The 9,175-nt window shown below is 43.9% G+C and carries 4 protein-coding genes; 1 reads left to right on the forward strand and 3 read right to left on the reverse strand.

Annotated elements, in window-relative coordinates; translation table 11 throughout:
• Positions 1-6: 6 nt before the first annotated feature.
• Positions 7-2,910, reverse strand: coding sequence for a CHASE2 domain-containing protein (locus ACLFWI_RS20625; RefSeq protein ID WP_446414464.1), 2,904 nt, complete (start codon positions 2,908-2,910; stop codon positions 7-9).
• A 14-nt stretch (positions 2,911-2,924) separates the two neighbouring features.
• A complete protein-coding gene (locus tag ACLFWI_RS20630) occupies positions 2,925-4,256 on the reverse strand; it encodes an AAA-like domain-containing protein (protein ID WP_446414465.1) in 1,332 nt (443 codons plus the stop codon).
• A gap of 1,352 nt (positions 4,257-5,608) precedes the next feature.
• Here ACLFWI_RS20630 and ACLFWI_RS20635 point away from each other — a divergent pair.
• Complete coding sequence (locus ACLFWI_RS20635; RefSeq protein WP_446414466.1) at positions 5,609-6,451, forward strand: DUF928 domain-containing protein; 843 nt, start codon at positions 5,609-5,611, stop codon at positions 6,449-6,451.
• On the opposite strand, the gene ACLFWI_RS20640 is transcribed toward ACLFWI_RS20635, so the two are convergent.
• The gene (locus ACLFWI_RS20640) at positions 6,426-9,092 is read right to left on the reverse strand and encodes a CHAT domain-containing protein (RefSeq protein WP_446414467.1); all 2,667 of its coding nucleotides are present in this window, start codon (positions 9,090-9,092) and stop codon (positions 6,426-6,428) included. The genes ACLFWI_RS20635 and ACLFWI_RS20640 overlap by 26 nt on opposite strands.
• Positions 9,093-9,175 lie beyond the last annotated feature (83 nt).

Below are 9,175 nucleotides of genomic sequence, written 5' to 3' on the forward strand. Positions count from 1 at the left end.
TACAAACTAAAAATTAAATCGAGAGAAAACTATCAGCATACCTCCAGTCATAACCAAGGCTAAGGCGGCGGGAACTAGGGGTATCCAACCGCCTTGCAGGAAAAGAACCCAACCGCTTCCGGATAAAATAGCGATCGCGACTCCGCCTCGGATCAGAAAACCTCGTGGTGAACGAGAATTTTGGGCGAGTAGTCCGCCGATTAAAGACCAGCTGCAAATCCAGAGGATCTCAATGGGTTCTGACCACCACCAGATCAGGGGTCGATGTTCTAAAACAGCACTGAGAATTTGACTGACCATCTGGGCTTGAATTTCTATCCCGGTCATGGTTTGAACGGTTCCTTGTCCTTTACTGTAGGGAGTGAACCAACGATGATCGTTAAAACTGGGAGCCGTGGTGCCAATTAGAACAATACGATTTTTTACCTGTTCAGGATTGAGTTGACCATTGAGAACGTCTGTGAGCGTAATTTTCTCAGCAATCTGATTCGTGGCGCGGTAATTGAGTAAGATTTGGTGACCACTGGAATCGATAGTTGAGTAGCCTCCGGTATTTTTTTCTAAGGTTTTAAATACAGTTGAGCCAAGCTGAAGATACCCGTCGGAATTCAGGTGCGGCTCAATTCCTTGGGTGGCTAGGTAATGACCAGCAACCTGTATACTAAAAGCATATTGATTTTGACAGGGTGAGGCGTCAGAAACGGCGAGAAGATGACGACGCAGAATATCATCGGTATCGAGGACAACATTATTAAAGCCTTGTCGTTCCCCTGACACTTCCGGTGGCGGTACAACGCCAGGATTACCGTAATGGCAAATAGTAAACAAGCGATCGCTCTTTTGCATGGCTTGGGCTAACTCTGGATAGTTGTCCTCTACTGGGCGATCGCGATAAATGTCTAAGCCAATGGTTTGGGGTTGATAAGACTCTAATTTGGCAAGAAGTTGAGCCAAGGCTCGATCCGATAGAGACGCACCCACTCGTTCTTCAGGGGGTTGAGCCTGAACGTCTTTTTCGGTAATCTCCACAATTAAGAGTCGTTCATCAGGTTCTTCCTGGGGTTGTAACCGCATCAGATGATCAAAGACTTGAAGTTCCCAAGACTCCAACCCACCGCGCGATCGCACCCCTAAAACTAGACTCGTCGCGATCGCGGCTGTGATCAAGACGATGAGTATTTTCCACCACCAGGGTTGCAGGTACGGATCAAGAGTAATAATATAAACGGCGACAGGTTGGGGAATATTCTTTAACAAGCGCTCTCCGGCTTTCGTAATCTGAAGCTGTTGCTGATCCTTCACTCCATTCAGATGATCCTGAACGGCTTCGTAGACGGTTTGGGAAATACAAATTCCCCCCGCAGGTGCTTCAGTTTGCAGCCGCGCCGCCACATTTACCACATTACCCATCACATCATCGTGATAGGCGTTGATAAAATTACGGGAGGGTGAAACACCAAAATCATTTTGCAAGAAAAATACTTCCCCCAGATGGATACCAATGCGATGGCGGAGAATGTCACGCTTGGGTAAATTCGCCGCAGCAATTTTGATCGCCTTTTGGATCGCGATCGCGCAATCAACGGCGTTTTCTGCACTATCAAAGCGCATTAACCACCCATCTCCCAACCCTTTGAGTATCTCGCCGGAAAACTGCTCACAGCATTCCCGGATAAGCTGAAAATCCCTTTGAAGAAGTGCCAAGGTATGCTTCTCATCGGCTGCCATTTTTGTCGAGAATGATTCCACATCAGTAAAAACGATGGCAAGAATCCGTTCTTGGGGACAATGTTTTTCAATCCAATCGAGATTAAAAACGGCTTGATAAATCGGATTATAAACCACTAAGTTTCCTTGGTGTTTATTCACTAACCCCGATAACCGCAATTCGATATGTTCAGTACAATTTTTCGCCTCAACACTTCCCTGTTCTAAAATAATTCGATAAATCTGGAGTGATTGTTGACAACAGTGAGGTTGTCCCAGCAGGCGATCGCGAATCGTTCTCAGATGTTCAGGTTCATCTTGGGCTTCCCAATTTTCAATGATCTGCGTTTGTACAAACTGTTCCACCCATCGCGGGGCTTCATTCTCAGGAATAATGCAGAGTCCATTTTCTTGTTGGTGACAATAATTCACCAGAAGCCAACAGAATTTCTGGGTGAGAAACGGTTGACCTCCTGTCCAATATAATACCTCGCTTAATACAGCTTGGGGACAGCTAACTCGTCCGACTAACCCTTGAATTAAAGCCGCGCTTTCGTGAACTTGAAACCCCTTCAATTCAATTGCCCGACCAATATTAAATGGAGTCGCATGTTTGTCTTGAATTAAATCCGATGGCGTGGCGACTCCCAATAAGGCAAAGGTAAGGCGTTTGTAGTCAGATTTAGTTGCCCGTTTGTCATAACAGTTACGGATCAAGGCAAAAAAATCATCAGCCGGAAAACTCAATCCCAAAACACTATCAATTTCATCGATAAAAATAACAATGTTTTGGGAAATCTGTACCAGCAATACTGTTTCCAGGAACTTGCCTAAACGCTGCACCGGGGAGAGATCCTCATACTCTCGTAACCAGTTCCGTCGATTCACTTGTAAATCGAACCCACTAATTAATTCTTGGATAATTCCACCGTACCATTGCTGGGCGCTAATCTGTTGACTACCAATACCATTCAGTTCAATTTCAGCACAGGCAATTCCTTGGGATTTAAGTTTGCACATGGTACGGATTCGCAGGGAGGATTTGCCCATTTGCCGAGAATTGAGGACATAGCAATAGTCTCCGGCTAATAAACCGTTATAGAGTTCAGAATCTGCTTTTCTTACCACATAAGTTGGTGCATCAGCGGGTAAGCTTCCACCAAGATAATACCGATCAGCCCCATTAAATTCATCCGCTCTCATTAGGCATTCGCTCCTTAATGATTGCAGAAATATTGACGATATAAATCACAGCGGGGTTCGACCTTATTTCCCGACCGTTTGACTAAACCTATACTATGAAGTTGATAAGCTTGCATGGGTTCAAGTTGTACAGGCGTTTTAGTCGTAACAACGGTTTTAAACGCCTCTGCTAGTTGAGGATGAGACTGTAAATACAACCAATTTTCTCGCAAATGACTCGCATAAATGCCTGCGTCTGTTGGCGCAGTGGCTAAGAGTTGTTCAAGGGTCATGTTGGGGTCATTTTTGAGGTGGGTAAAGGCGCGTTCGACTAAATAGGGGTGTCCTCCAATCATGTTGATTAGAGGTTGAAGGTAACTCAAATCAGGCTTAAGTCCATAGTTTTGGGCAAACTCTTGTATCTGCTCTAAGGTAAAATCAGCAAGTTCAATGGGCAAGCCAACATTAAATGGTGATTGATTAATATTCAGGCGAATGTAAACATCAGTGGAATGGACGATAATTAAGCGCAATAGTTGCCACCGTTTGCGACTTCTAGCTTTTTCATACCAGGAACGCAAGAGTCCAAAAAAGTCTTCATAAATTTCGGGATAGGCGAAGAGTAAATGGACATCATCTAAGCACAAAGCGATGGGATTATTCCCTGAAGCTAAGAGATAGTCTTCAAAGTAGGTAGTACAACTGACTTTAGACCCCATATCCTCTTCATCCCAATACTCATCTAAGGCATTAGGTAAACCGAGTTCACGCGATAGATTAATACAAAACCAGCGTAAGAATTTATCCAGATGAGTGAAATGACTCTTACTATCCGCTAGCTTAAAGCTTAAACTTGCGGTACGGTAGCCTTGAGTTGCTAATTCAGCTAATACCCGATTTACGAGTAAGGTTTTACCCATTAAACTGGGCGCTTTAATCCGCACTAATGCTCCCGGTTGTAAAAGTGCTTGATAACAGGTGGCTTCTAAAGGAGAGCGTTCTACATAGTAGTCAGTGGCGAAGTATTTTTTCCGGTCTTGCTGATCATTTGTTTGGGGGTGAGTTATGAATTTTGGTAGATATGCCGAACCCTGGTGTTGTTTCCAATGTTGTTCTAATACTTGTTTAAAGTTGTTTTTTTTCACTTTCTCTCCTAAAGATTTGGTTAAGAGTCTCCACAGCTTCGGGGCAACATCTTGACTAATATAGCTGGTGGAATATTGATGTTTAGCAGCAATTTCATCATAGTCCTGACGTTGCCATGCTCCTTTGAGGACAATGACTTCTACATCAGTTAAGCTGCGGTGAGCGCTGCGGGATATGGCTTGGTTCGCCATTTGAATGGCGTCATCGATATCAAATGTCATTGGTATGGATGCTCAGACTAACCTATTTATCTTATCTTAGTAAATACGAATACACCCTGAGATGAAGTGAGATTTTGCGAAAATTACACAAGCCAATAAACCTGAATTTTCCTGAATTATTCCGATGGATTTGAACTGCAATTTTGTCGGGTAATACTGGCTGTGTAATTTCTAAATCATCACTATCCAATAGCTCGGTTTTGCCGCCTGTTACAGAGGTGACACCACGTCTCTACATTTCCGACATTCTGGCTGGGAATGCCGTTGGCGAGACTCTGGTAGCCCGAATAGAGTCATAGAGAGTTTCTAGTTTAACCATAGCAAACTGACTAGATTTTTTACATATTGATACAATTATCAGGGAAGCACTAGCAGGATTTAAAAGGTAATATTTGATACAATTAGGGTTCAGCTAGTTTGTGGGAATGGCTCAACCTTTTTAGGGTAAAGGAGTTTCGGGATTGTGAGGTGGGATAGCGATCGGGTTTCTTACTATTAAGCTAATCGTTACACTGAGTTATAAAATTTAATAACTCTAATTGTTCAAAGTACGGTAACATTATTCCTAATATTTACGAAAATAAACCTCAACTTTCCTGAACACCCTCAATTTTCCTCAATTTTCAAGTCCTGAATTTTCCTCAACTCTTTCCGGAAATAGTCGTTCATACTGAGAAGCGAAATGGGGAGGCAAAGATAACAGATTCACTCAGCACACCATTTCTCAGCACTAAATGAAGGAGAATTAGCAGAAAGATGAGAATTAGTTTTTTGGATACATACACCCCTGATACTTTTTTCCTACTATATCCAGTAAGTGCAGGGTTTTTTATGAATACTTTTCGTCGCTATCCTCGCCGTCGATGTGGTAATCGTTTTTGCTCTATTGATCCCATACCCCGACCCCGATTTATGGCTCCCTTTTCTTCAGAATATTCTGTTCTATTCTCTCTTGGTAATGGGAACCAAACTGATGTAAACAAAGAGGATGAAAAGGAAACTAATGTCACAGATCTTGTTGTGCCTATGAGTCTTTACTTTGCTAACTTACTTGAACCGACTCAACTTTTATTGTTCAAGTCCCACATTCCTTATCCTAAGCACTATACACCGTATAATTTATAGGCGAACAGTTTAGTTGCATTTAGATTAGGGTTAAATCAAACGACAAACGTGACGGGTGCATCTAGAATTGAACATTGTGGCGAAATCATTGTCTGGGGGAGCATCTCAAGGGAAGCAAATTTGAAAGCGGAGAGTTACCTTATAAATTCTCACCGGCTTCCCCACTCTGAGAACTCCCCAGACAACAACTCCACGTTCTATCCTCTAGTATTTTTACAGGTTAAGACATGAACAGTTTCCAATTGATGCTTTTCCCTCGCAGCAAACCCCTACTAGCTATAGGAATTATCGTTAGCCTTATTACTACTCTTTCCCCAGCGACGGCACAAGTTGAGCCGCAAAATACTATTTTTGAGCCAATATCGATTCCCTCTCTCCTGCCCAATTTACCACCTAAGGATGGTGGCGGTACTCCTCAAACAAACAATGGCACGGGGACTCGTGGTGACTGTGAATACAAGCCAGGAGATCTCTTCCTGACTCGCATGGCAGGTGGCAAGAACTTTCAGTTAACCGTGAGTGACTATCCCACCTTTTGGGTTTACGTTCCCTACGGTTCAGACAAAGTATCCTCTGGAGAATTTTCTATCCAACAGGGGGAAAATGATATTTACCGCGCCACCTTTAAACTGCCAGCAACACCAGGAATTGTCAGTGTCACGATTCCTAAAACAGAAAAGCCGTTAGAACTAGATAAAACCTATCGTTGGTATTTTGAAATGAGTTGTCCTCGTTCAACACAAGCCCCGCAAGCCGCAACTCGACTGGCTCCAGCATCACTGACTGGGTTTGTGCGACGAGTTTCCCAACCTCCTGAACTGGAGGCTGAATTAAATCAGGCAAAAAATCCTTTAGAACGAGTCGCCGCTTACGCCAGTCATGATATTTGGTACGATATGCTCACAGAATTGGCTCAATTACGCTTGCAATATCCTGACGATGCCACATTGGAAAGTATCTGGATAGAACTCTTGGGAGATGAACGAATTGGATTAAAAGAAATTGAACAAGAACCCATTGCTGGCAGTGTTATCCCGGACAATGTTATAACCAGTTCCCAATCAGAATAAAAGGTGCCCAGTGATAGGGGCGTAGGTAATCTTTGTCGGGATCATCGGGATACTCGGTTAAAAAAGCAATTTGAGTTTGCCGCAGAGCTTCAGCTTTACTGAGTTGAGGCTCTTTTAACTGTTGATAAAACCGCCGCATAAATTCTGCGGTGGATGCATCATTAACCTGCCACAATGTCGCCAATGTGCTGCGGGCACCCGCTCGCACGGCAATTCCGGCTAATCCTAATGCGGCACGCTTATCCCCCGTTGCTGTTTCGCAAGCACTCAAAACCAGTAATTCAATAGCGCTGGTACGATTGGGTTCATTGGTGCGTAATAAACTATCTAAATCCTTAACATTAATCCGCCCACTCCAGTCTAAAAGGAAGGTTTGTTGGGGATTAGAACTAAACTTGCCATGGGTGGCAATGTGTACCAGATTAAAGGATGCCATCTGAATCTGATTGCGGATATTATCTTGTATAAAGTCCTGATTTTCTAAAATTTGATTCAGGGTAATTTGCTGTCGGATTCCGGCTAACTCATTCGCTACATTGTCTAGGGTAGAAAATCCTTCTTGTTCAAAGCTAGGTGCATTTGTCGTTCCAGCAATCAACCCCCGGAAATTTTCGCGGCTGAGGGGTTTTGGTTCTAGGAGTTGTAAACCCGGAGTCAACGCCACTGAATATCGCTCAATTAAATACTTTTCTCCGTCATAGAGAGTAGAGGGCGGAATATTGCGTAAGGAACCATCGAGGACAAATACTAAGGTTTTAACGGTGGGGTTATCTGAGTTGGCGGGATCTAAATCAGCTTCAAAGGGGCGAATTAACCAATCGTAAAGTTGTGCCGCATCTTGTTTAATTTCACTGATGCTCGTACTGCGCTTGGTTAAATCCTGGCGCAATTGTTCCACAGCTTGATCAACTTGATTTTCTGAGATACCTTGATGAGCATAGTGGCGCAGGTTATCTTGTCCAGGTAATTTGAGAATTATATCCAAGTGATTGGGTAGTATAATCGGATAAATGATCGCGGCTTGGGGATCGACGTTATCAATATTCACGGCTTCCGGTGTGGCACAAGCATCCCGAAAGAAGTTATCCAGTTCAGCCAGTTGCAAGGCTTCCATGATATTGCGAGCTTGGATCAGATGTTCTTTGCTGGGAGTAGGAGAACCCAGAAGTAAATCAACGAATTGACGATAAACGGGTTCGACGGTTTCTCGGAAGGAAAACTGAATTTCGGGATTGAGGGCGACTAAATCACCGCGTAAATTATTGAGTGTCTTAACGGCTTCATGGTAGTATGCGATCGCGTCTGGATTAACAGGCAGATTTTGAGTCCTATCTTGGCTTTGGGCTTGCAGTAATCGCCCCATTTGCCATTGCCATTGATAGGCAATATCAGCAGCGTTCATCTGTTGAGCAATCAGGAGTGCTTTTTCCGTCACTGTTTTGGCATTTGTCCAGTCTTGGTTTTTTTCATAGAGCTTACCTAAGGTACCCAAACTATAGGATATCGCCCGTTGGTCTGCTAAACCTTCAGCCTGTTGAATCGCTATCTTTAAAATTGCTGCAATATCATTCAGGCGTTTCCCCTGTACCATTAACTCTGGCATCTGGAGCAAACTTTCAGCAAAATTGACATAGGCATAGACAGAAGCGCGACTAGCCGGTAAAGTTGATAATCCGGCTGAGATTGAGGACAATAATTCTTGATCCGGTGATAGAGATTCAGTCTCAATCACTAAACTCAATTGATTCAGTTGAGCTTGAATTCGGGTTAAAGGGAGCGTGGCTGTCATTGCTGCCTGTTGATAGTGAGTTAGGGCAGCTTGGGTATAGGGTTCGGCTGAGGATTCCTCAAATACTTTAGCGCGTTGGGCTAAGGTTCGCTCTGTATTAGCTAAACTCAGCAATGTCTGACTTTCCTGTTGCGGTAAGGCTAAGGCTTGAGTTAAGGCTAAACTTTGGCTGAGAATGTCTTTTGATTTTTCTAAATCCCCTCCTTGTCGCAAAATAGTCCCAAAATTTTGCAACCCAGCTATCTTCACGGGTGAATCCTCTAACCCGGAAATGGCTTGTTCTAGCCGCTGATAAAGTTGTTCTGTGCGTCGATATAATCCCAGGGATTGCATTGCCTCAGTTTGATTAATTTGACTACCAATTTCTCCTATCGGATCACCCGCTTGCTGATAGAGAGTTTCTGCCTGTTCCCAGGTAGCTAAAGCCGCTTCAGCATTGCCTGTAGCTAATTGGAGACGCCCTTGAGCATTGAATACTTGAGCGCGAACCCTTGGGTTAGCTTCAGGTTCAGTGTCGAGTAAAGACAAACTGGTTTGAATTGCTTGTTCAGCCGCTTGCCACTGTCCCAGTTTCTGATACGTTAATGACAACAGGCTTAATACTTGAGCTTGCTGGAGAGTATTCCCAGTCTCGGCGTACCCCTGTGCTGCTTGTTGCAAAACCTGTATCGCTTCGGTAAACTGTCCGGCATCGTAGTGATTTTTGCCGACTTGTACTAAGGCGGGAGTCTGGGTAGTGGTAGGGAGTTCTGCCCTGACTAGAGGTATTGTATGGATACCCAAACTTAAGCTTAACCCTAACAGAGCCAAGAGGAGCGATCGCGTCGTTCGTAGTAGGCACTTTAGTGCCATAAGCGCTGAAGCGCTAACTACAAGCCTAAGCGATCGCGTCGTTCGTAGTAGGCACTTTAGTGCCATAAGCGCTGAAGCGCTAA

This window comes from Coleofasciculus sp. (assembly GCF_046539235.1).
Lineage (GTDB): Bacteria > Cyanobacteriota > Cyanobacteriia > Cyanobacteriales > Coleofasciculaceae > Coleofasciculus.

Coding starts and splice junctions, on each gene's coding strand:
- ACLFWI_RS20630 (WP_446414465.1), bottom strand. CDS start 4,256: ATGACATTTGATATCGATGACGCCATTCAAATGGCGAACCAAGCCATA.
- ACLFWI_RS20640 (WP_446414467.1), bottom strand. CDS start 9,092: ATGGCACTAAAGTGCCTACTACGAACGACGCGATCGCTCCTCTTGGCT.
- ACLFWI_RS20635 (WP_446414466.1), top strand. CDS start 5,609: ATGAACAGTTTCCAATTGATGCTTTTCCCTCGCAGCAAACCCCTACTA.
- ACLFWI_RS20625 (WP_446414464.1), bottom strand. CDS start 2,910: ATGAGAGCGGATGAATTTAATGGGGCTGATCGGTATTATCTTGGTGGA.